This window comes from Streptomyces sp. NPDC001056, assembly GCF_053598955.1.
Window position 1 is genome coordinate 45,624 of the sequence record NZ_JBSFLI010000018.1, and the last position, 22,329, is coordinate 67,952.

The following is a 22,329-nucleotide window of genomic DNA, read 5'->3' on the forward strand; positions in this document are numbered from 1 at the left end:
GACCGCGTACGACTGGGCGGCCCGGATGCGGTCCGTGAGTGGGCCGTTCTCAGTCCCCCGTGGGCCATGCGCGGGCCAGGACTCGCGCGCGGCGCCTCGTAGGAGGGAAACGGGCAGGTCAGAGTATGGAACGAGTGCGTATGCCAATCGGTCTTGAAAACCGTCGTGGTGCTCCCAGCGCGTTACAACTTCCTCTACTGCTTCAAGGCGGCTCGCTCCGCTCACCGCGCGCGGCCCGGCCCCCGGCCGGGCCTGCCGCTCCGCCGACCTTAGCTTGAAGAGCGGCGACCCATGAGCCTGCAACCTGGGAAGCAGCCTGGCCCCACCGGGGCAGCTCTTGATCCGGCAGAACATGTTCCCTTCTTAGGTGCGGATGTGGTCAACTCCTCTGCCTAACAGGCGGGTTACCGACTGATGGAAGGCAGGGCGGCGGTAGCGTGCCGTCGACCACACACCGCCACCCTTGACCGGGAGCCAGCGATGTCCGGCCTTACCGACGTGCCGTACGAACCTGAACCCAAGACAGCCGACAGTTACGAACCGTGGGTGGGTGATGTGCTGCATCACCTCGCATACGAAGATCAGCGGCTGTCCGAGGCCGACATACGCACCCCCCTCCCAGAGGAATTCGCGTTGACCTGGGAGGGCATAGCCGCGATTCTCTCTGCCGCATGGAAGACCGACAGGAAAGAACTCAAGTGGACCCTATTTGTCGAAATAGCCCGCACGGTCAGATACGCCAGTGAAAGCGCATACATCTTCCACAGGGAGATTGGGGCACCTGACCGATACAAACGGTACGTGCGACTTAAGGATGTGTTCACCGCAGAATCGAATTCCACCTGGGGCGATCTCGTTGAAGAGGTAATTGAAACCCTCAAAGACCCAAAACAAGAGTACGGATGGAGGCTAGAGCCCGCTCGACAGCACGAGTACGCGAACAGTGTTATCACCTACCGGCGGGACGTGGCGACGACGGAGCGTCATATCCGCAGGGCTCTTCTGTCGCGGTGGCTCCGGCTGGTGCCACTTGTGGTGATGCCGCTGGTTCTGGCAGTGCTCGGATGGGGAAACCTGTGGCCCGAAGACGTGCCGGACCTGCGCACGTTCAACATCGTGACCATCGCGGTGGTGCTGATCCTGGTGATGGTGTTCCTGGTCGGCTTCTTCCTGCGGGTGAAGGATAAGGAACACGGTGTAAGGTCGGTTTTTCTGCTCCGCAGAGATCTGGAAATCATCCATGACCAGTGGATCCTGAATGCCTCAAAGACGCGCCCGGCAACGGAGCGGCGTGACGGCTACCGAGAGCACATACCGCGGGTGATAGATCGTTTGCGGCGGGATACGCGGTTCTACCGGCGTATTCACAACTGGTTCCAGTGGGGGGTGTTCTTCGCGTCGGTGGGGACCACGGCGACTACGGCTTTCTGGGATACCCCGCAGCCGGGTAAGACGATCCTGATCGTGCTGGGGTCGTTCCTGGCATTCGCCACCGCGGTGACGGGCTATTTCAAATTCCGTGAGCGGGCTTACAACCTTCAGCAGACCGCTGACCAGGTAGAGCAGCACGCCACGGCCTTCGATTTGGGCATTACGCCGTACGCGGATTCGGACGCGGCGGTGAACCTGGAGCGGTTCGCGGAGAACGTGGAGACGCTCCGGATGGAGCAGCGCAAGCGGGAACAGCAGTTGGAACAGCCGCATCAGGGGCAGACCGACGTCATCTGACCGGCGAGCAGGACGGCCGCCAGTACGGCCAACCCGAACGACGCGGCGCCTCGTGCGAAGCGGACCTGGGAGGCGTTGGCAGTGCTAAGCGAACACGCACCTGTCTCCCCGGTGAGTGTCTAACTGCGTGACAACACCGACGGACAGCGGCGGACGCGCACGGACGTCGGGGGACCATCAGCGCAAGCGAGGGGCACACCGGCCCCAGGTCGAGCCCTCACCCAAGTTGCTTCGGGGCGAAGCGGTCCGAGGGGAAAGGCCCTGGAGCCCTGAACAGCGGTAGCAGTGCAATCACCTGTCCGAAGGTAGGCGCGCGGGGGCGCCCGGGTTAGCGCCCTGCGCGGTCTGTAAGCCTGCCGTGGGCCACCTCTGGGCCGTGCCTGGGCCGTCCGGGGGAGGCCAGCGATGACCGCCGACGACCAACAACGACGACGAGGGCACGGCCGGCGGCCGTGCCCTCGTCGTTCTTCTCCCCAGCTAGACCCAGGTGTCCAGCCACATCCGCGCCCGCCAGCTGTCGATCGGGATCGCCGTGCCGGTGAACAGGGGCCAGAAGTAGATGAAGTTCCAGGAGATCAGCAGGACCAGGATGCCCGCGGAGGTGGCGCCGACCACGCGGCGGGTGTCGCTGGAGCCCGGTGGGCCGATGATCGCGCCGATCATCATCGCCACGGCCAGACACAGGAACGGCACGAAGACGACCGCGTAGAAGAAGAAGATCGTCCGGTCCTGGTAGAGGAACCACGGCAGATAGCCGGCCGCGATGGCGCAGGCGATGGCGCCGGCCCGCCAGTCGCGGCGGAACGCCCAGCGCCACAGGACGTACACGATCGCGAAGCAGGCCGCCCACCACAGCAGCGGCGTGCCGAGCGCCAGCACCTCGCGCGCGCACTTCTGCCCCGCGTCCGCCGGGCAGCCGTCGGTGCCGGGGGACGGGGACTCGTAGAAGTACGACACCGGGCGGCCGAGGACGAGCCAGCTCCACGGGTTGGACTGGTAGGTGTGCGGGGAGTCCAGGTGGAGGTGGAACTCGTACACCTCGTGCTCGTAGTGCCACAGGCTGCGCACCCAGTCCGGCAGGAAGGACCAGAAGCCGCCCCGGCCGTCGGTGATCGCCCAGTTGCGGAAGTAGCCGCCGGTGCCGTCCGTGGGGGAGAGGATCCAGCCGAGCCAGGACAGGAGGTAGACGGCGACGGCCACCGGGACCGTCGCCAGGAAGGTGATGCCCGTGTCGTACTTCAGGACCGCCAGGCGCGGGTAGCGGGCGCCGGCCACCTTGCGGGCGCCGACGTCCCACAGCAGCGCCATCACACAGAACGCGGCCAGGACGTACAGGCCGTTCCACTTGGTGCCGATGGCCAGGCCCAGCATCAGCCCGGCCGCCCAGCGCCAGGGGCGCCAGCCGAACCGGAAGGAGTCCGCCACCCCCGCGTTCGGGCGGACCAGGCCGTCCGGCCCGGCGGGCAGCGCCGCGGCCAGTCTCGCCCGTGAGCGGTCCCGGTCGATGAGCAGACAGCCGAACGCGGCCACCACGAAGAACATCAGCACGCCGTCGAGCAGCGAGGTGCGGCTCATCACGAAGTGCAGCCCGTCCACCGCGAGCAGCCCGCCCGCGAGGCAGCCCAGGAACGTCGAGCGGAACATCCGGCGCCCGATCCGGCAGAGCATCAGCACGCTCAGCGTGCCGAGCAGCGCGGTCATGAACCGCCAGCCGAACGGGTTGAACCCGAACATCAGCTCGCCGAGCCCGATCACGTACTTCCCGACCGGCGGGTGCACGACGTACGCCGCGTCCGCCGGGATCGCCAGATGCCCGTGCGTCTGGAGGACCAGGTCGTTGGCGTTCTTGTCCCAGTTGACCTCGAAACCGCGGTGGACCAGCGCCCACGCGTCCTTGGCGTAGTACGTCTCGTCGAATATCACCGCCCGCGGGCTGCCCAGGTTCCAGAACCGCAGCACGCCCGCGACCAGCGTCACCAGCAGCGGACCGACCCACCCCGACCAGCGGGTGATCCGGTCGGCCAGGACGGGCGGCACGCCGAGCGCCCGCCACAGTCGCGGACTCGGCTCCGTGTACGGCGGCACCAGCCGGTCGCGGACGTCGCCCGCGGGCGCGTCCGTCGCCGGCGCGTACCCGAACCGGCGCAGCCGCTGCTGCCACGGCGGCCGCCGGTCGTGCGGCGCCTGGCCCTGCCTCAGATCCATGGAGGACGCGGTACTGGTCACCGCGCCATCGTAGGGAACGGTGCTGTGCGAGTCCCGTGCATGCGCGGCGCGGGCCGCGAAGCGGTCGTTTTCCTCCGGCCCGCGGACCCCTGCGAGGATGGGGGCGTGACTGGAACCCTTGTCCTCGCAGGTACCCCCATCGGCGACATCGCGGACGCGCCGCCCCGGCTGGCGCAGGAGCTGGCCGCCGCGGACGTGGTCGCCGCCGAGGACACCCGGCGGCTGCGCCGGCTCACCCAGGCGCTCGGCGTCACGCCGGGGGGCCGCGTGCTGTCGTACTTCGAGGGCAACGAGTCGGCGCGCACGCCGGAGCTGGTCGAGGAGCTGCTCGGCGGGGCGCGGGTGCTGCTCGTCACGGACGCCGGCATGCCGTCGGTGTCCGACCCCGGGTACCGGCTGGTCGCGGCGGCCGTCGAGAAGGACATCCGGGTCACCGCCGTGCCCGGACCGTCCGCCGTGCTCACCGCGCTCGCCCTGTCCGGGCTGCCCGTGGACCGCTTCTGCTTCGAGGGCTTCCTGCCGCGCAAGGCGGGCGAGCGGCTGTCCCGGCTGCGGGAGGTCGCGGCCGAGCGGCGCACGCTGGTCTACTTCGAGGCCCCGCACCGCCTCGACGACACCCTCGCCGCGATGGCCGAGGTCTTCGGTGCCGAGCGGCGGGCCGCGGTGTGCCGGGAGCTGACCAAGACGTACGAGGAGGTACGCCGCGGCCCGCTGGCCGAGCTGGCGAGCTGGGCGGCGGAGGGCGTCCGCGGCGAGATCACCGTGGTGGTCGAGGGCGCGCCCGAGACCGGCCCGGAGGAGCTGGACGCGGCGGAACTGGTGCGCCGGGTGCGGGTGCGCGAGGAGGCCGGGGAGCGCCGCAAGGAGGCGATCGCGGCGGTGGCGGTGGAGGCGGGGTTGCCCAAGAGGATCGTGTTCGACGCCGTTGTCGCCGCGAAGCGTGCCGATCGGTGAGGGGCCTGCTCGCGCGGTGTTCCCGAGGGAAAACCGCCCTCTGAGCAGCGATCTTCTCGGATGAGCACGACGGCCAACGGGCGGCAAAAGGCTGTCTCCGTTGGCAAAGGGCGGAGGCGGCCCGGAGGGCCTTTTCGGCAAGGAAGACTCAAATCGCCTCCAACACTCGACAGCCCCGGTGCATTCGCGTCGGCGAAGGCGTCCACTGGTCGAAGGGACCCCGATCAGGGGGTGCTCGTCCAGCGGAAACGAGGAGCTGGCATGAGTGAGATCGCAGGGCAAACCGGCCTCCGCGGTACGGCCACGGCCGTCGTTCACGAGTCGTATTCATTCGCCTGCATGCGCTGCGGGCACGGCTGGGAGCAGTCGTACGCGATAGAGCACCACACGGACGCCGACGGGCAGGAGTTCGTCCTCTACGTGGCCGACGGCCGCGTCGTGCCGTCGCCGCTGCGCCGCCCCAGCTGCCAGAACTGCGACGGCCACGTGGTGCGGATCATGCGCGCCGGGCAGGTGTCGTCGGTACGGGGCGCGCGGCATGGGCACAGCGCGCCGCTGGCCGGGCCGGTGGAGGTGCCTCAGGTGCCGATCGCCGCGGGGGGCGAGGGGACGGGCGGCGCGCAGCACCACTGGCATCTGTCGGACCTGCTGCACCCCTTCCAGCGCAAGGCGGGCTGAGCCCCTGGGGGAGCCCCGGGCGACGGCCCCGGGGGTTCGCCCCTTCCGTAGGATCGGGGCATGCCTTCGAACGCCGGCCAGAGCGGCTCCCAGGGCGACAAGAACGCGGCGCCGCCGCTGCCCGCACCCCTGCGGGTGCCCGTCGCCGACTCCCACACCCACCTCGACATGCAGTCCGACACGGTGGAGGAGGGCCTGGCGAAGGCCGCGTCGGTCGGGGTGACCACGGTCGTCCAGGTCGGCTGCGACGTCGACGGCTCCCGGTGGGCGGCCGAGATCGCGCGGACCCACGAGAGCGTGCACGCCGCCGTCGCCCTCCACCCCAACGAGGCCCCGCGCATCGTCCACGGCGACCCCGACGGCTGGTCGCGGCAGGGGGCCAGGCGGCCGGGCGGGCAGGCCGCGCTGGACGAGGCGCTCGCCGAGATCGACCGGCTCGCCGCGCTGCCCCACGTCAGGGGCGTCGGCGAGACCGGCCTCGATTACTTCCGCACGGGCCCCGAGGGCAAGGAGGCGCAGGAGCGGTCCTTCCGCGCGCACATCGAGATCGCCAAGCGGCAGGGCAAGGCGCTCGTCATCCACGACCGCGAGGCCCACGCCGACGTGCTGCGCGTGCTCAAGGAGGAGGGCGCCCCCGAGCGCACCGTCTTCCACTGCTACTCCGGCGACGCCGAGATGGCCGGGATCTGCGCCCGCGAGGGCTACTTCATGTCCTTCGCCGGCAACGTCACCTTCAAGAACGCCCAGAACCTGCGGGACGCGCTCGCCGTCGCCCCGCTGGAACTGGTCCTCGTGGAGACCGACGCGCCCTTCCTCACCCCGGCGCCGTACCGCGGACGGCCCAACGCGCCGTACCTCGTTCCGGTCACCGTGCGCGCGATGGCCGCGGTGCGCGGCATCGACGAAGACGCGCTGGCGACGGCCCTGAACGCGAACACCGCCCGCGCCTTCGGGTACGAGGCGTAGCCTGCTTTCGTGACGCCGGGTAGTCGATCCGCTTTGGAGAGTGACCGGGGCTCCGCTAGGTTCTGCCCCCGATCCGGACCATTCGGCCCCTCTGGAGCGTGTCGGCGTGAGCAGCAACCCTCGGTTGGAGACCGGTACGGCGCCCGGCGTGTCGCCGGGGCGGCCCGGTAGGCGGCGCGCGCGCCGGCGCGGGGCGCGGGCGGCCAAAGGCCCGGACTCCGTCGTGCGCCGGTTGCTGCCGCGGGCGCTGGTGGTGGCCTTCCTGGCCGGCGGCACCACCGCGTTCGTCGCGCAGGACCGGGCGATCCAGCTCAGCGTCGACGGCCGGCCGCGGGCGCTGCACACCTTCGCCGACGACGTGGAGGCGCTGCTCGCCGAGGAGGGCGTGCGCGTGGGGGAGCACGACATGGTCGCGCCCGCCCCGGGCACACCGCTCACCGGCGGCGACGCGATCGCGGTGCGCTACGGCCGTCCCGTGCGGCTCACGCTGGACGGCCGGCGGCGGCAGGTGTGGACGACGGCGCACACGGTGGACGGGGCGCTGCGGGAGCTGGGGGTGCGGGCCGAGGGCGCGTACCTGTCGGCCTCGCGCTCCCAGAGCATCGGCCGCGCGGGGCTCGCGCTCGACGTGCGCACCGAGCGGGCGGTCACCGTCATGGCCGACGGGCGGGCCCGTACGATCCGCACCAACGCAGCGACGGCACGGGAGGCGGTCGAGGAGGCGGGGGTCGCCCTGGGCCCCGACGACACGCTCTCCGTCCCGGCCGGCAGCTTCCCGCGCGACGGGCAGACCGTGACGGTGCTGCGGGTGACCGGGGGGCGGGAGGTGCGCGAGGAGGCGATCCCGTTCCGCGTCGAGCGGACCTACGATCCCTCGCTGTTCAAGGGCACCGAGGTCGTGGCGCGTCCCGGGCGCCCGGGACTGCGGCGGACCACGTACCTGCTGCGCACGGTCAACGGGGTGCGGCAGACGCCGCGCCGGGAGGGCGCGGAGGTGGTGCGGCGGCCGCGGAGGCAAGTGGTCCGCGTCGGCACGAAGCCGCTGCCGCGGGCCGGGCGGCCGGTCGACGCGCTCGACTGGCACGGGCTCGCGCTGTGCGAGTCCGGCGGCGATCCGCACGCGGTGGACTCCTCGGGGACGTACGGGGGCCTGTACCAGTTCGACACGCGTACCTGGCACACGCTGGGGGGCACGGGCCGGCCCCAGGACGCGCCGGCGTCCGAGCAGACGTCCCGGGCGAAGAAGCTGTACACGCGGCAGGGGGAGAGCCCCTGGCCGCACTGCGGGGAGCGGTTGCACGGGTAGGTCCGGGGGCGACCCGGGCGCCTCCCGGTGCGGGCGCGTCGCGGCCGGCCGCGCCCGTGCGGCGGAGGCCGCACCGGCACGGCCGGCCGGAGCGTCCCGGCGCGGGGACCTGGCAAGGGGGTGCCCCACCGCCCCGTACCCTTGTCCCGTGAGTAGCCCCGCCCCCGAGTCCCTCCTCGGCCCCGCCGACATCCGCGAGCTCGCGGCAGCGCTCGGTGTCCGCCCCACCAAGCAGCGCGGCCAGAACTTCGTGATCGACGCGAACACGGTCCGCCGTATCGTCCGCACCGCCGAGGTCCGCCCCGACGACGTCGTCGTGGAGGTCGGCCCCGGGCTCGGCTCGCTCACCCTCGCGCTGCTGGAGGTCGCCGACCGCGTCACCGCCGTGGAGATCGACGACGTCCTCGCCGCCGCACTCCCCGCGACCATCGCCGCCCGCATGCCCGCCCGCGCCGACCGTTTCGCGCTGGTCCACTCCGACGCGATGCACGTCACCGAGCTGCCGGGCCCCGCCCCGACCGCCCTGGTCGCGAACCTGCCGTACAACGTCGCCGTCCCCGTGCTGCTGCACATGCTCGACACCTTCCCGAGCATCGAGCGCACCCTCGTCATGGTGCAGTCCGAGGTCGCCGACCGCCTCGCCGCGGCCCCCGGCTCGAAGGTGTACGGCGTCCCGTCCGTGAAGGCCAACTGGTACGCCGAGGTCAAGCGCGCCGGCGCCATCGGCCGCAACGTCTTCTGGCCCGCGCCCAACGTCGACAGCGGGCTCGTCTCCCTCGTGCGGCGCACCGAGCCGATCAGGACGACGGCCACGAAGCGGCAGGTCTTCGCGGTGGTCGACGCGGCCTTCGCGCAGCGCCGCAAGACCCTGCGGGCCGCGCTCGCGGGCTGGGCCGGTTCCGCGGCCGCCGCCGAGGCCGCCCTGGTCGCCGCCGGGATCTCCCCGCAGGCCCGCGGCGAGTCGCTGACGGTCGAGGAGTTCGCCCGCATCGCCGAGCACGCCCAGACCGGCGCCTGACGCCGGCACCCCGCACAGCCCAAGGAGCGCAGTGAGCGTCACGGTCCGCGTCCCCGCCAAGGTCAACGTCCAGCTCGCGGTGGGCGCCGCCCGCCCCGACGGGTTCCACGACCTCGCCAACGTCTTCCTCGCCGTCGGCCTGTACGACGAGATCACGGTCACCCCCGCCGACGAACTGCGCGTCACCTGCGCGGGCCCGGACGCCGGCCAGGTGCCGCTGGACCGCACCAACCTCGCCGCCCGCGCCGCGCTCGCGCTCGCCGCGCGCCGGGGCATCGAGCCGAACGTGCACCTCCACATCGCCAAGGACATCCCCGTCGCCGGCGGCATGGCGGGCGGCAGCGCGGACGGCGCGGGCGCGCTGCTCGCCTGCGACACGTTGTGGGGCACCGGAGCCTCGCGGGCCGAACTCCTCGCGATCTGCGCCGAGCTGGGCAGCGACGTGCCGTTCAGCCTCGTCGGCGGCGCCGCGCTGGGCGTCGGCCGCGGCGAGCAGCTGACCGGCCTCGACGTGGGGGGCACCTTCCACTGGGTGTTCGCGATGGCCGAGCGGGGGCTGTCCACGCCGGCGGTCTTCCGCGAGTTCGACCGGCTGGCCGAGGGCCGCGCGATCCCGGAGCCGGTGGCCTCGCGGGATCTGCTGGACGCGCTGGCGAAGGGCGACGCCGACGCCCTGGCGGCGGCGGTCACGAACGACCTCCAGCCCGCCGCGCTGTCCCTCTTCCCGGAACTGTCCGCCACGCTGTCCGCCGGCCGCGACGCGGGCGCCCTCGCCTCCCTGGTCTCCGGCTCCGGCCCGACCACGGCCTTCCTCACACGGGACGCCGCCGCGGCGGAGAAGGTCGCGCAGGCCCTCCGGGCCTCGGGCACCTGCCGCACGGTACGGACGGCGCGGGGGCCGGTGCCGGGGGCGACGGTGGTCTGAGCGGGCTCGGCACCGGTCGAGGGCGCACACAGGGTGACCATGCCCTCGCGCACCGCCCCCTTCCCCCGAGGGCCTACGCTAGAAAGCTGACCCACGCGGCGGAGCCGCATGTCGATACGCCCCGTGCGCAGGAGTGAAATGGCCGTCAACCTGGTCAATGTCGAGAACGTCAGCAAGGTGTACGGCACCCGTGCCCTGTTGGACGGCGTCTCGCTCGGTGTGCAGGAAGGGGACCGGATCGGGGTCGTCGGCCGCAACGGTGACGGGAAGACCACCCTGATCCGGATGCTCGCCAAGCTGGAGGAGGCCGACACCGGGCGCGTGACGCACTCCGGCGGGCTGCGCCTCGGCGTGCTCACCCAGCACGACTCGCTCGACCCGGCCGCCACCGTGCGCCACGAGGTGATCGGCGACATGGCCGACCACGAGTGGGCCGGGAACGCCAAGGTCAGGGACGTACTGACCGGCCTGTTCGGCGGACTGGACCTGCCCGGCTTCCCCAAGGGCCTGGACACCGTCATCGGACCGCTGTCCGGTGGCGAGCGGCGCCGCATCGCGCTGGCCAAGCTGCTGATCGAGGAGCAGGACCTGCTCGTCCTGGACGAGCCCACCAACCACCTCGACGTCGAGGGCATCTCCTGGCTCGCCCGGCACCTCCAGAACCGCCGCTCGGCCCTGGTCTGCGTGACCCACGACCGCTGGTTCCTGGACCAGGTCTGCACCCGCATGTGGGACGTGCAGCGCGGCGACGTGTACGAGTACGAGGGCGGCTACTCCGACTACGTCTTCGCCCGCGCCGAGCGTGAGCGCATCGCCGCCACCGAAGAGGCCAAGCGGCAGAACCTGGTCCGCAAGGAGCTGGCCTGGCTGCGCCGCGGCGCCCCCGCCCGCACCTCCAAGCCCCGCTTCCGGGTGGAGGCGGCCAACGAGCTGATCGCCGACGTGCCGCCGCCCCGCGACAGCAGCGAGCTGATGAAGTTCGCCTCCTCCCGGCTCGGCAAGACCGTCTTCGACCTGGAGGACGTCACCGTCCAGGCCGGCCCCAAGGTGCTGCTCAAGCACGTCACCTGGCAGCTCGGCCCCGGCGACCGGATCGGCCTCGTCGGGGTGAACGGCGCCGGCAAGACCTCGCTGCTGCGCGCCATGACCGAGGCCGCCCGCTCCGAGGGCGAGGAGCAGCCGGCCGGCGGCCGGATCGCCGTCGGGCGGACGGTCAAGCTCGCCTACCTCTCCCAGGAGGTCGCCGAACTCGACCCGACCTGGCGGGTCCTGGAGGCCGTGCAGCGCGTGCGCGAGCGCGTCGACCTCGGCAAGGGCCGCGAGATGACCGCGGGCCAGCTGTGCGAGACCTTCGGGTTCACCAAGGAGAAGCAGTGGACGCCGGTCGGCGACCTCTCCGGCGGTGAGCGCCGCCGTCTCCAGCTGCTGCGGCTGCTGATGGACGAGCCCAACGTCCTCTTCCTGGACGAGCCCACCAACGACCTCGACATCGAGACCCTCACCCAGCTGGAGGACCTCCTCGACGGCTGGCCCGGCTCGATGATCGTCATCTCCCACGACCGGTTCTTCGTGGAGCGCACCACGGACCGGGTGTTCGCCCTGCTCGGCGACGGCGCCCTGCGGATGCTGCCGCGTGGCATCGACGAGTACCTGGAGCGGCGGCAGCGGATGGAGGAGGTGGTCGCCGAGCGCGCCTCCGCCGCCGCGCCCAAGCCGGCCACGCAGGAGAAGAGCGCCGCCGACCAGCGCGCCGCCAAGAAGGAACTCCAGAAGATCGAGCGGCAGTTGGACAAGGTCTCCGACAAGGAGACCAGGCTGCACGCCCAGATCGCCGAGAACGCCACGGACTTCGCCAAGGTGGCCGAGCTGGACGCCCAGTTGCGGGAACTCGCCGGCGAGCGCGAGGAGCTGGAGCTGCGCTGGCTGGAGCTGGCGGAGGACGCGTAGCACCGCGTCCGCCTCGAATCAGCCAGCGCGGCAAGCGCTTTGTCCCCGGCGCGCGGTGGGTCGCGCGTGCGCCGCGTGAAGGGGGCGTGAAGACGCGTAACGGCGGCATCACGGGCCGGTTCTCCCTTGGGAACAGGGAGGGATCCGGCCCGCTTCGCTGTCCGTACCGGGTGATAGAAAGGGCCGTCTGAGAACCGTCTGCACAACGACCGAGGGTCCGTCGAGAACCTCAGGGCGTGGCTAAAAATCAGTGAACGAGGGGGAAGAGCGCTGATGACTCAGCCGCCCGACCAGTCGCCCAACGGCGGCTTCGGAGCACCGCAGGACCCGAGGAATCCGATAGATCCGATAGATCCGAGGGACCCGAGGGACCCGAGGAACCAGCCTCCGCAGGGCGGCGACTTCGGCGCCCCGCCCGCACCGGCGACGCCCACCGCGCCCGCCGACCGGCCCGCGGTCCCGGCCCAGCCGCCCACCGCGCCCGCGACCCCGGCGGCCCCGCCGCCGACGGTCCTGTCCAAGCCGGCCGGGAATCCGCCGTCGGCCGGTCCGGCCCCGCTCCCGCCCCAGGCCCAGCCCGGCCCGCCGCCGCAGTCGGGACAGCCGCCCCAGCCCCCGCAGCAGCCGGGCCCCGGCTACGGCTACCCGCAGCAGCCCGGCCCCTACGGAGCCCCTACGGCCCCCGGCGCCCCCGGCCCCTACGGAGCCCCTGCGGCACCCGGCACCCCCGGCGCCCCCGGCCCCTACGGAGCCCCTGCGGCACCCGGCACCCCCGGCGCCCCCGGCTCCTACGGAGCCCCTGCGGCCCCCGGCGCCCCCGGCCCCTACGGCTACCCGCAGCAGCCCCAGCAGCCCGGCCCCTACGGGCAGCATCCCCAGCCCGGTTACGGCTTCCCGCAGCAGCCGCCGTACCCCGGTGCCCCCGGCGCCGCGCCGGGCGGCCCCTTCCCGCCCCCGAGCGGCGGCGGCAAGAAGAAGACGGCGCTGATCGTCGGTGCCGCGGCGGCCGCGCTGCTCGTCATAGCCGGCACCGTCTACGCCGTCACCAGCGGCGGCGACGACGGTGAGAAGAAGCCCGTCGCCGAGCAGAGCGGCAGCGGCGCGCCGACCGCCTCCGGCACCCCCTCGCCCGCCTCCTCGTCCACCGGCGGTGACGACCCCGAGGACCTCAACAAGGGCCGCGCGCCCGGCGAGGCGAAGGTGCTCTGGTACAAGTCGGCTCCGGACGCCCCCGGTTCGGGCGCGGACGCCCCCGGCATGTGGATCGCCGGCAACACGGTGGTGAAGGCGGCGTACAAGCAGGTCTTCGCCTACGACACCGGCAACGGCAGCTCCCCCTGGGGCCCCGTCGGCTTCCCGCAGAAGATCTGCGCGGTCACCCCGCAGAAGTCGGACGACGGCAAGGTCGTCGTGGCGTACATGAACGGCGCCGGCGACAACGCCAAGTGCAACCAGCTGGAGCAGCTCGACCTCGCCACCGGCAAGAAGGGCTGGAGCGCCCAGGTCGCCGACGGCGGGCTGTTCGACAGCGCGCTCGACGTCGAACTCAGCGTGGCCGGAAGCACGTTGATGGTGGGCCGCTCCGAGTCGGGCACGGCCTACGACATCGACAGCGGCAAGAAGCTGTACGACAAGAAGCGCTACGGCAACGCCTGCTTCCCGGCCGGGTACGCGGGCGGCGACGGCCGGCTGGTCCAGGTGGCGTCCTGCGCGGCGTCGACCAGCACCGAACACGACGAGCTGCAGGAACTCGACCCGGCCACCGGCAGGGTGAAGTGGACCCAGCCCCTGAAGAAGGGCTGGCAGGTCAGCCGGGTGTACTCGATGAACCCGCTGGTGGTCTATCTGACCAACGAGGACAAGAAGGTGTGGAACATCTCCACCTTCACCTCCGACGGCAAGTTCCGCTCCCAGGTCAAGGTCGACGAGAAGTTCTCGCCCCGCTGCGGCTGGGCCATCCTGGAGCGCGACCTCCAGGGCTGCCAGGGTGTCGCGGCCGACGCCGACACGCTGTACCTGCCCACGGACGCGACGGCGAGCGCCAACGAGATCGTCGCGATCAGCCTCGACAGCGGCAAGGCGAAGTGGCGGGTCAAGTCCCCGGCCGACGAGCCGATGTCGCCGATGAGGACCGAGGGCGGCAAGCTCATCGCGTATGTGCAGCCGTCGTACGACGCGGGCGGCCAGGTCGTCTCGGTCCCGACCGCCGGTTCCTCCCACACCACCACGAAGCTGCTCCAGAACCCGCAGGGCACCGCGGAGATCGAGGACACCTTCTTCGACGGCGTCGTGGACTGGGCCGACGGGCGCTTCATCATCTCGTCCGGCCGGCTGAACGGCAGCGACGAGGCGAAGGAGAAGCTGATCATGGCCTTCGGCAACTGAGCCCGGCCCGCTCCCCGTCCCGTCCGCCGTCCGGCCTTCCGAGTGTCACCGAGGTACCCGAGCCATGACCCAGCCGCCCCCGCCGAACCAGCCCCCGCAGCAGGGGGGGTTCGGCCCGCCGACCCCGCCGCCCCCGCAGGGCACCCCGGGCCAGCAGCCCCCGCAGCAACCGCCCGGCCCCCCGCAGCAGCCCCAGCCCGGCTACGGCTACCCGCAGCCGATGCAGCCGCCGCCTCCGGCCCCGCCGGCGGGCTACGGCTACCCCGCCGCGCCCCCGAACCCGTACGGCCAGCAGCCGGCCGCCCCCTACGGGGCCCCGCAGCAGAACCCGTACGCCATGCCCGCCCAGCCGGGCTACGGCTATCCGGGCCAGCCCCCGACCATGCCGATGCAGCAGCACGGCAGCGGCGGCGGGCGGAACAACACCGCGCTGTACATCGTGATCGCGGCGGTCGTCGTGATCGCGCTGATCGTCGTCGGCGGCATCTGGATCGCGGGCTCCGGTGACGGCGGCACCAAGCAGGACACCGCCTCCTCCGGCGGAACCAACGGCGGCGGTCAGGACAAGGGCTCCGGCGGCTCGACCGGCGGCAAGGAGAAGGTGCCGGCCGACCCCGCGGCCAAGGTCCTCTTCCAGATCCCGTCGCCCTCCGTGGGGGACACGGTGAGCACCGCGGGCTCCTGGCTGACCGACAAGGTGTACGCCAAGACCGGGGTGGACGAGATCGACGGCTACGACCCGGTCAAGGGCACCAAGCTGTGGACGGTCAAGCTGCCCGGCCCGGTCTGCGCGGCCAGCCGGCACATGACCGCCGACAACAAGACGGCGATCACGTACCAGCCGACGAACAAGAAGTACGACGGCTGCTCCGACATCGCGGCGATCGACCTCGTCGCGGGCAAGAAGCTGTGGACGCGCACCGTCAACTCCGGTGACTACCCGGTCAATTACCAGAACGTGACGGTGTCCCAGCGCACCGTCGCGCTCGGCGACAGCAACGGCGGCGCGGCCTTCGACATCGACTCCGGCAAGCCGCTGTGGCAGCCGAAGCCGGGCGAGGAGTGCTACGACGCGGGCTACGGCGGCGGCGCCAAGCTGGTCGCGGTGCGCAGCTGCGGCGACTCGGACAACACCCAGCTGTCCATCCAGACCATCGACCCGCAGTCGGGCAAGGTCATCTCCGAGTACAGGATGGACCCGGGCATCGAGTACGCCTCGGTCGTCTCCACCGACCCGCTCGTGGTGGCCGCCGACGTCGGCGACAGCGCGGGCGACGGCAGCGGCATCTCGGACTACTTCTCCATCGACAACAAGACCGGCAAGCTGCTCGCCCGGATCTCCGCGCCCGGCAAGACCTATGGCGGCCGCTGCGACGGCATCACCCGGATCGAGGACTGCCACGAGGTCGTCGTCGGCGGCGGCAAGCTGTTCGTGCCGACCGAGGAGCACGACGGCAGCGGGACCTCCTACAGCACGACCAACGAGGTCGTCGCCTTCGACCTGACCACGGGCAAGCCCACCGGCCAGCGCGCCGAGGCCGGGGACGGCTACCTGCTGTCGCCGCTGCGCATGGACGGCGGCAACCTGATCGCCTACAAGAAGCCGCCGTACGACAAGGGCGGCCAGATCGTCAGCATCGACGGCTCCACCTTCAAGGAGACCAAGCTCCTGGAGAACCCCTCCACGGAGAGCGTCCGGCGGGCGGAGGGCAGCATGCTGCCGGACTACGCGGAGATCCTCTTCGCGAACGGCCGGCTGTACATGTCCGACGTCTTCGTCGACAAGGCGGACCCGGGCGACGACAAGTCGTACCTGGTGCTGGCCTTCGGCACGAACGACTGACCGCCACAACACAATCACCCGAACGGGTGACTTAGTCAGCAGTGCCCCGGATGTCATCGATCCGGGGCACTTCTGCCGTCCAGGGCAGCGCGGCGTCGAACAAGCGTGTAGCTTCCGGGGGCATGAAAGGGGCGGGGTGCCGGGGGGCCCTCTGTCCTTCGGGCCGGTGGACGTTCATAGTGGGGCATCCATGGGCGGGACTGGGGGGTTTCACTATGGGAGTACGGCTCATGGTCGTGGACGACCATCGCCTGCTCGCGGAGGCGCTGGCGTCGGCGCTGAAACTGCGCGGGCACCGGGTGCTCGCCTCGGCCGCGCCCGCCGCGGGCGCGGCGGACCTGGTGATCACGCGGGCGCCGGAGGTGTGCCTGCTGGGTACGGCCGCCCCGGCCGAGCCGGGGGCCTTCGACCCGGTGGCGAAGATCAAGCGGGAGCGACCGCAGGTGGCGGTGGTGGTGCTCGGCCCGGTGCCGTCGCCCCGGGGGATCGCCGCGGCGTTCGCCGCCGGGGCGTCGGGGTACGTACGGCACGACGAGCGCATCGAGGGCGTCGAGCGCGCGATCATGAAGGCCCGGTCCGGCGAGTCGGCGGTCTCCCCCGCCCTCCTCCAGGAGGCCTTCACCGAACTCCTCAACCCCACCGCCCAGCCCGACGACGAGGCCCAGCGCCTCCTGCGTGTCCTCACCCCCCGCGAGGTCGAGGTCCTCGTCCGCGTCGCCGACGGCGAGGACACCCGCGTCATCGCCTCCGGCATGCGGATAGCCCCGAGCACGGCCCGGACGCATGTCCAGCGGGTGCTGATGAAGCTGGGCGTGGGGTCGAGGCTGGAGGCGGCGGCTCTGGCCGCCCGCACGGGGCTGCTGGATCGCGCGGGCGACCACCACGCCCCGTAAGGCGCGGGGAACCGCGCGACCCGCCGCGGCCGGCGGGCGGCCCCCCGCACCCCGACGGGGCTACTCCTCCCGCTCCTGCGGCGGAGCCGTCGGCCGCAGCTTCAGCCACACGAGGAAGAAGGCACCCAGCGCCAGCATCCCGATCCCGGTCCACAGGTTGATGTTGACCCCCTGCGCCTTGTCGATCGCGGACTGCGAGTCCGTGATGCCGGCGATCGTGACGATGACGCCGTAGACCACGAAGAGCCCGCCGATGATGCGGCGCAGATCGAAGATGCGGGCGGCCGTCGCGGACTTGGCCTCCAGTTCGGTGACCTCCCGCGCGATCTCGTCCTCGGTGTAATGGTGTTCGGAGTTCTCGGACATGTTCCCTCGATCCTCCCGCGTCAGAACGAGAACGGGATGTAGCAGGCGGCGGCGAGCACGACCGCGCCCCAGCCCAGAAGGGCGGGCCTGCGGTACCAGGCGTCGTCACCGGGCGCCGGCGGCTCGGACATGCCGGGGGAGCGGGTGCCGTAGACCAGGCCCTGGAGCTCCTGCGCCGGCTTCGGCTCGGTGAACAGGGACACCAGGACCATCACGACCGCACCGGCGACGAACCCGGCGATCGCCGAGACGAAGTTGGCGCCCTGGTCGGAGGGGATGGAGATGATCCCCTTCTTGTAGAGGACGAAGTAGTTGACCATCGCGGTGGCGGTGCCCGCGAGCAGGCCCCAGAAGCCGGACTTGACCGACGCCCGCTTCCAGAACATGCCGATGATGAAGACGACGAACATCGGCACGTTGAAGAAGGAGAACAGCGTCTGGAGGTAGGCCATGATGTTCGAGAACGACGACGCGAGGAACGCCGTACCGACGGACGCGCAGACGCCGATCACGGTGATCCACCGGCCGAACCGGACGTAGTAGGCGTCCTCCCGTCCGCGCACCACGTACTTCGCCCAGATGTCGTTGGTGAACACGGTGTTGAAGGACGACACGTTGGCCGCCATGCCGGCCATGAACGCGGCGAGCAGACCGGTGACCGCGATGCCGAGCACACCGTTGGGCAGCAGCTCCTGCATCAGGTACGGGATGGCGTCGTTGTACTGCAGCCCCGACCCGCTGGTGCCGATGCCGGGCACGAGGGCGGCCGCGACCAGGCCCGGGATCATCACCAGGAAGACGATGAAGATCTTCGGGTACGCGGCGATCAGCGGCGTCCGCTGCCCGGCCGAGAGGTTCTTCGCGGACAGGGCGCGCTGCACCTCGGCGAAGTTGGTGGTCCAGTAACCGAAGGACAGCACGAAGCCGAGGCCGAGGACGATGGTCAGCCAGTTCGCGCCGAGCGGGTTGCTGCTGCCGATCCCGGTGCCGCCCCACGCGGTGGTGAAGTCGTGCCCGTGGGTCTCGGCGAGCTTGTGGGTCAGCCCGCCCCAGCCGCCGACCTTGCGCAGGCCGAGGATGGTGATGGGGATGAGGGCGGCGAGGATCACGAAGAACTGCAGGACCTCGTTGTAGATCGCCGAGGACAGACCGCCCAGCGTGATGTACGCGAGGACGAAGGCGCCGGCGACCACGATGGCCACCCACTGCGGCCAGCCCAGCAGCGCCTCGACCACGATCGCGAGGGCGTACAGGTTGACACCGGCGATCAGGATCGCGGCGAAGGCGAACAGGATCGAACTGAGCAGATGGGCTGCCTTGTCGAAGCGCAGCAGCAGGAACTCGGGGACCGAGCGGACCTTGCTGCCGTAGTAGAAGGGCATCATCACCAGGCCGAGGAAGACCATGGCGGGGATGGCGCCGATCCAGTACCAGTGCACGGTGTAGGCGCCGTACTGGGCGCTGTTGGCGGCCATGCCGAGGATCTCGGTGGCCGCCAGGTTCGCCGAGATGAAGGCGAGGCCGGTGATCCAGGCGGGCAGCGAGCGTCCGGAGAGGAAGAAGTCGAGGCTGGTCCTGACCGAGCGGCGGGCCGCGAGACCGATGCCGAGCACGACGACGAAGTAGATCGCCAGGATCGTGTAGTCCAGCCAGTTGGTCGGGAGCCGTAGCCCGGCCGCCGCCAGATACGTATGCGCGTATGTGGGGGTTTGCATGAGAACTCGCTTCGTTGCGCGAACTGATCAGAGCGGAACCTACGCCTGTGTGTTTAGAAAATGAACACTTCTGATGGTGATCTTTGTTCGATTGTGATGATCTGATTCTGTGTCGGGTTGTGGTCTGTTATGTTTGATTCTGTTGAGAGGAGTCCGGTGTGAAGAAGACCCCGACCCTGCTGGCCGACGGCCGTGAGCTGATCTACTACGACCTGCGGGACGACGCCGTGCGCGACGCGGTCGACCGGCGCCCGCTGGACCGCACGGCCACCACCGCCGAGATCCGCCGGGATCCGCTGCTCGGCGACCGGGTCGCCGTCGCCTCCCACCGGCAGGGCCGCACCTACCACCCGCCGGCCGACCAGTGCCCGCTCTGCCCGACCGAGGGCGACCGGCTCGGCGAGATCCCGGACTCCTCGTACGACGTCGTCGTCTTCGAGAACCGCTTCCCTTCGCTCGCCGGCGACTCCGGGCGCTGCGAGGTCGTCTGCTTCACCTCCGACCACGACGCCTCCTTCGCCGATCTGACCCCCGAGCAGGGGCGCCTGGTGCTGGACGCGTGGACGGACCGCACGGCGGAGCTGTCGCAGCTGCCCTGCGTCGAGCAGGTGTTCTGCTTCGAGAACCGCGGCGCCGAGATCGGCGTGACCCTGGGCCACCCGCACGGACAGATCTACGCCTATCCCTTCACCACCCCGCGCACCGCGCGGATGCTCCACTCGCTCGCCGCGCACCGGGCGGAGACCGGCGGGGAGAACCTGTTCGACGCGGTCCTCGAACGGGAACTCGCCGGCGAGCGGGTCGTCCTGGAGGGTGAACACTGGGTGGCCTTCGTGCCGTACGCGGCGCACTGGCCGTACGAGGTCCACCTGTACCCCAGGCGCCGCGTCCCCGACCTGCTCGCGCTGGACGAGGCGGCGCGCACAGAATTCCCCCAGGTGTATCTGGAACTCTTGAGGCGCTTCGACCGGATCTTCGGCCCCGGCGAGCCGCCGACGCCGTACATCGCCGCCTGGCACCAGGCGCCGTTCGGGCCGCTCGCCGGATTCGACGGGGTGACGCGGGACGACTTCGCGCTCCATCTGGAGCTTTTCACCATCCGCCGCACTTCCGGCAAGCTGAAGTTTCTCGCGGGTTCCGAGTCCGGCATGAGCGTGTTCATCAACGACGTGCCGCCGGAACGCGCGGCCGAGCGACTGCGAGAGGTAGCGACTTCATGAAGTACCTGGTGACGGGTGGCGCGGGATACGTCGGCAGCGTGGTGGCCCAGCATCTGCTGGAGGCCGGGCACGAGGTCACCGTCCTCGACAACCTCTCCACCGGCTTCCGCGAGGGAGTCCCGGCCGGCGCCGCCTTCATCGAGGGCGACATCCGCGACGCCGCCAAGTGGCTCGACCCCTCGTACGACGGCGTGCTGCACTTCGCCGCGTTCTCCCAGGTCGGCGAGTCCGTGGTGAAGCCCGAGAAGTACTGGGACAACAACGTCGCCGGCACCCTCGCCCTGCTCGGCGCCCTGCGCGAGGCGGGCGTGCGCAAGCTCGTCTTCTCCTCCACGGCCGCCACCTACGGCGAGCCCGAGCAGGTCCCGATCACCGAGGACGCCCCGACCCGCCCGACCAACCCCTACGGCGCCTCCAAGCTCGCCGTCGACCACATGATCACCAGCGAGGCCCACGCCCACGGCCTCGCGGCGGTCTCCCTGCGCTACTTCAACGTGGCGGGCGCGTACGGCGCGTTCGGCGAGCGGCACGACCCCGAGTCGCACCTCATCCCGCTCGTCCTCCAGGTCGCCCAGGGCCGGCGCGACGCCATCTCCGTCTACGGCGACGACTACCCGACCCCCGACGGCACCTGCGTCCGCGACTACATCCACGTGGCGGACCTGGCCGACGCGCATCTGCTGGCGCTCACGGCGGCGAACCCGGGCGAGCACCTGATCTGCAACCTCGGCAACGGCAACGGGTTCTCCGTGCGCCAGGTCATCGAGACCGTCCGCGAGGTCACCGGCCACCCGATCCCCGAGGTCACCGCCCCGCGCCGGGGCGGTGACCCGGCCGTCCTGGTCGCCGCCGCGGACACCGCCCGCGAGAAACTGGGCTGGAACCCGACCCGCGCGGAGCTCGCGGGCATCGTCGCGGACGCCTGGGAGTTCGCACAGAACCTGTCGAAGGAGAACTAGTGGGGGCACAGCAGGTCGCCGAGCGCTTCACCGAGCTGTACGGGGCGCGCCCGGAGGGAGTGTGGGCGGCGCCGGGCCGGGTCAACCTGATCGGCGAGCACACCGACTACAACGACGGCTTCGTCATGCCGTTCGCACTGCCCCACCAGGCGGTCGCGGCGGTCTCCCGCCGGGACGACGGCCTGCTGCGCCTGCATTCGGCCGACATGGAGGGCGGCGTCGTCGAGCTGCGCCTCGACGCGCTCGCCCCGGGCACCGACGCCGCGTGGACGGCGTACCCGGCGGGCGTCGTCTGGGCCCTGCGCGAGGCGGGCCACGGGATCACCGGGGCGGACGTCCACCTCTCCTCGACCGTCCCCACGGGCGCGGGCCTGTCCTCCTCCGCCGCCCTGGAGGTCGTGATCGCCCTCGCCTTCGACGACCTGTACGACCTCGGCCTCGCCCCCTGGCAGCTGGCCCGCCTGTGCCAGCGCGCCGAGAACGTCTACGTCGGCGCGCCGACCGGCATCATGGACCAGACCGCGTCCGCGTGCTGCGCGCCGGGCCACGCCCTCTTCCTCGACACCCGGGACCTCTCCCAGCAGCAGATCCCCTTCGACCTCGCGGCCGAGGGCCTGCGCCTCCTCGTGGTCGACACCCGGGTCAAGCACGCCCACAGCGGCGGCGAGTACGGCAAGCGCCGGGCCGGCTGCGAGAAGGGCGCGGCCCTGCTCGGCGTCGACGCCCTGCGCGACATCGCCTACGCCGACCTGGACGCGGCGCTCGCCCGCCTGGGCGACGAGGAGGAGATCCGCCGCCTGGTGCGCCACGTCGTCACCGAGGACGAGCGCGTCGAACGCACGGTCGCCCTCCTGCGCGCCGGCGACCCCCGCGCCATCGGCCCGATCCTCACCGAGGGCCACGCCTCCCTGCGCGACGACTTCCGCATCTCCTGCCCGGAACTGGACCTCGTCGTGGACACGGCCCTCGCCCACGGAGCCCTCGGCTCCCGCATGACCGGCGGCGGCTTCGGCGGCTCGGCCATCGTCCTCACGGAGTCCTCCGAGGTCCCCTCCTTGACCAAGGCCCTGGAAGCAGCCTTCGCGACAGCGGACTTCATGGCTCCGCGGGTCTTCGAGGCGGTACCGTCGGCGGGGGCGCGGCGCTTGGTCTGACACCGGACCGGGGCGCGGCGCATGTCGTGAGACGGGGGTGTGCGCG

General features: G+C 71.4%; 17 protein-coding genes. 14 read left to right on the forward strand and 3 right to left on the reverse strand.

Going from position 1 to position 22,329, the window contains the following annotated elements:
* Positions 1 to 480: 480 nt before the first annotated feature.
* Positions 481 to 1,728 (forward strand): SLATT domain-containing protein, encoded by a 1,248-nt coding sequence (locus tag ACWDD7_RS21605; RefSeq protein ID WP_450458535.1) that lies wholly within the window; start codon positions 481 to 483, stop codon positions 1,726 to 1,728.
* Positions 1,729 to 2,205: 477 nt separating this feature from the next.
* Here ACWDD7_RS21605 and ACWDD7_RS21610 read toward each other — a convergent pair whose 3' ends face one another.
* On the reverse strand, positions 2,206 to 3,954 hold the full coding sequence (locus ACWDD7_RS21610; RefSeq protein ID WP_450458536.1) for a dolichyl-phosphate-mannose--protein mannosyltransferase: 1,749 nt from the start codon (positions 3,952 to 3,954) through the stop codon (positions 2,206 to 2,208).
* Positions 3,955 to 4,059: 105 nt separating this feature from the next.
* On the opposite strand from ACWDD7_RS21610, the gene rsmI reads away from it, so the two are divergent.
* The 10 genes from rsmI (at position 4,060) to ACWDD7_RS21660 (ending at position 16,869) form a co-directional block, all read left to right on the forward strand.
* A complete protein-coding gene (rsmI, locus tag ACWDD7_RS21615) occupies positions 4,060 to 4,908 on the forward strand; it encodes a 16S rRNA (cytidine(1402)-2'-O)-methyltransferase (RefSeq protein WP_351864226.1) in 849 nt (282 codons plus the stop codon).
* A gap of 261 nt (positions 4,909 to 5,169) precedes the next feature.
* Entirely contained in the window at positions 5,170 to 5,586 is a 417-nt protein-coding gene (locus ACWDD7_RS21620; protein ID WP_351864224.1) for a hypothetical protein, read from the forward strand.
* Between the two features lie 60 nt (positions 5,587 to 5,646).
* The gene (locus tag ACWDD7_RS21625) at positions 5,647 to 6,552 is read left to right on the forward strand and encodes a TatD family hydrolase (protein WP_351864221.1); all 906 of its coding nucleotides are present in this window, start codon (positions 5,647 to 5,649) and stop codon (positions 6,550 to 6,552) included.
* Positions 6,553 to 6,592: 40 nt separating this feature from the next.
* Positions 6,593 to 7,858: a ubiquitin-like domain-containing protein gene (locus ACWDD7_RS21630; protein ID WP_450458537.1), complete on the forward strand. Its 1,266-nt coding sequence runs from the start codon at positions 6,593 to 6,595 to the stop codon at positions 7,856 to 7,858.
* Positions 7,859 to 8,006: 148 nt separating this feature from the next.
* Complete coding sequence (rsmA, locus tag ACWDD7_RS21635; protein ID WP_392214992.1) at positions 8,007 to 8,876, forward strand: 16S rRNA (adenine(1518)-N(6)/adenine(1519)-N(6))-dimethyltransferase RsmA; 870 nt, start codon at positions 8,007 to 8,009, stop codon at positions 8,874 to 8,876.
* A gap of 31 nt (positions 8,877 to 8,907) precedes the next feature.
* Positions 8,908 to 9,801, forward strand: coding sequence for a 4-(cytidine 5'-diphospho)-2-C-methyl-D-erythritol kinase (locus ACWDD7_RS21640; RefSeq protein ID WP_450458538.1), 894 nt, complete (start codon positions 8,908 to 8,910; stop codon positions 9,799 to 9,801).
* 138 nt (positions 9,802 to 9,939) lie between these two features.
* On the forward strand, positions 9,940 to 11,748 hold the full coding sequence (locus ACWDD7_RS21645; RefSeq protein WP_450458539.1) for an ABC-F family ATP-binding cassette domain-containing protein: 1,809 nt from the start codon (positions 9,940 to 9,942) through the stop codon (positions 11,746 to 11,748).
* A 273-nt stretch (positions 11,749 to 12,021) separates the two neighbouring features.
* A complete protein-coding gene (locus ACWDD7_RS21650) occupies positions 12,022 to 14,133 on the forward strand; it encodes an outer membrane protein assembly factor BamB family protein (RefSeq protein ID WP_450458540.1) in 2,112 nt (703 codons plus the stop codon).
* Positions 14,134 to 14,197: 64 nt separating this feature from the next.
* Positions 14,198 to 15,976, forward strand: a complete 1,779-nt coding sequence (locus ACWDD7_RS21655; RefSeq protein WP_450458541.1) for an outer membrane protein assembly factor BamB family protein — start codon at positions 14,198 to 14,200, stop codon at positions 15,974 to 15,976.
* Positions 15,977 to 16,191: 215 nt separating this feature from the next.
* Positions 16,192 to 16,869 (forward strand): helix-turn-helix transcriptional regulator, encoded by a 678-nt coding sequence (locus tag ACWDD7_RS21660; RefSeq protein ID WP_351864206.1) that lies wholly within the window; start codon positions 16,192 to 16,194, stop codon positions 16,867 to 16,869.
* Positions 16,870 to 16,929: 60 nt separating this feature from the next.
* On the opposite strand, the gene ACWDD7_RS21665 is transcribed toward ACWDD7_RS21660, so the two are convergent.
* Positions 16,930 to 17,235, reverse strand: coding sequence for a hypothetical protein (locus ACWDD7_RS21665; protein ID WP_351864203.1), 306 nt, complete (start codon positions 17,233 to 17,235; stop codon positions 16,930 to 16,932).
* Between the two features lie 20 nt (positions 17,236 to 17,255).
* Positions 17,256 to 18,950: a sodium:solute symporter family protein gene (locus ACWDD7_RS21670; protein WP_351864200.1), complete on the reverse strand. Its 1,695-nt coding sequence runs from the start codon at positions 18,948 to 18,950 to the stop codon at positions 17,256 to 17,258.
* A gap of 158 nt (positions 18,951 to 19,108) precedes the next feature.
* Between ACWDD7_RS21670 and galT the strand changes: the two genes are divergently transcribed.
* Genes galT through galK form a run of 3 tightly spaced genes read left to right on the forward strand, consistent with a single transcriptional unit; the run spans position 19,109 to position 22,283 of the window.
* Entirely contained in the window at positions 19,109 to 20,170 is a 1,062-nt protein-coding gene (gene galT, locus ACWDD7_RS21675) for a galactose-1-phosphate uridylyltransferase (protein WP_351864198.1), read from the forward strand.
* Positions 20,167 to 21,129, forward strand: a complete 963-nt coding sequence (galE, locus tag ACWDD7_RS21680) for a UDP-glucose 4-epimerase GalE (protein WP_351864195.1) — start codon at positions 20,167 to 20,169, stop codon at positions 21,127 to 21,129. The genes galT and galE overlap by 4 nt, the downstream gene beginning before the upstream one ends.
* Complete coding sequence (galK, locus tag ACWDD7_RS21685) at positions 21,129 to 22,283, forward strand: galactokinase (RefSeq protein ID WP_450458542.1); 1,155 nt, start codon at positions 21,129 to 21,131, stop codon at positions 22,281 to 22,283. Before galE ends, galK begins: the two co-directional genes overlap by 1 nt.
* Positions 22,284 to 22,329 lie beyond the last annotated feature (46 nt).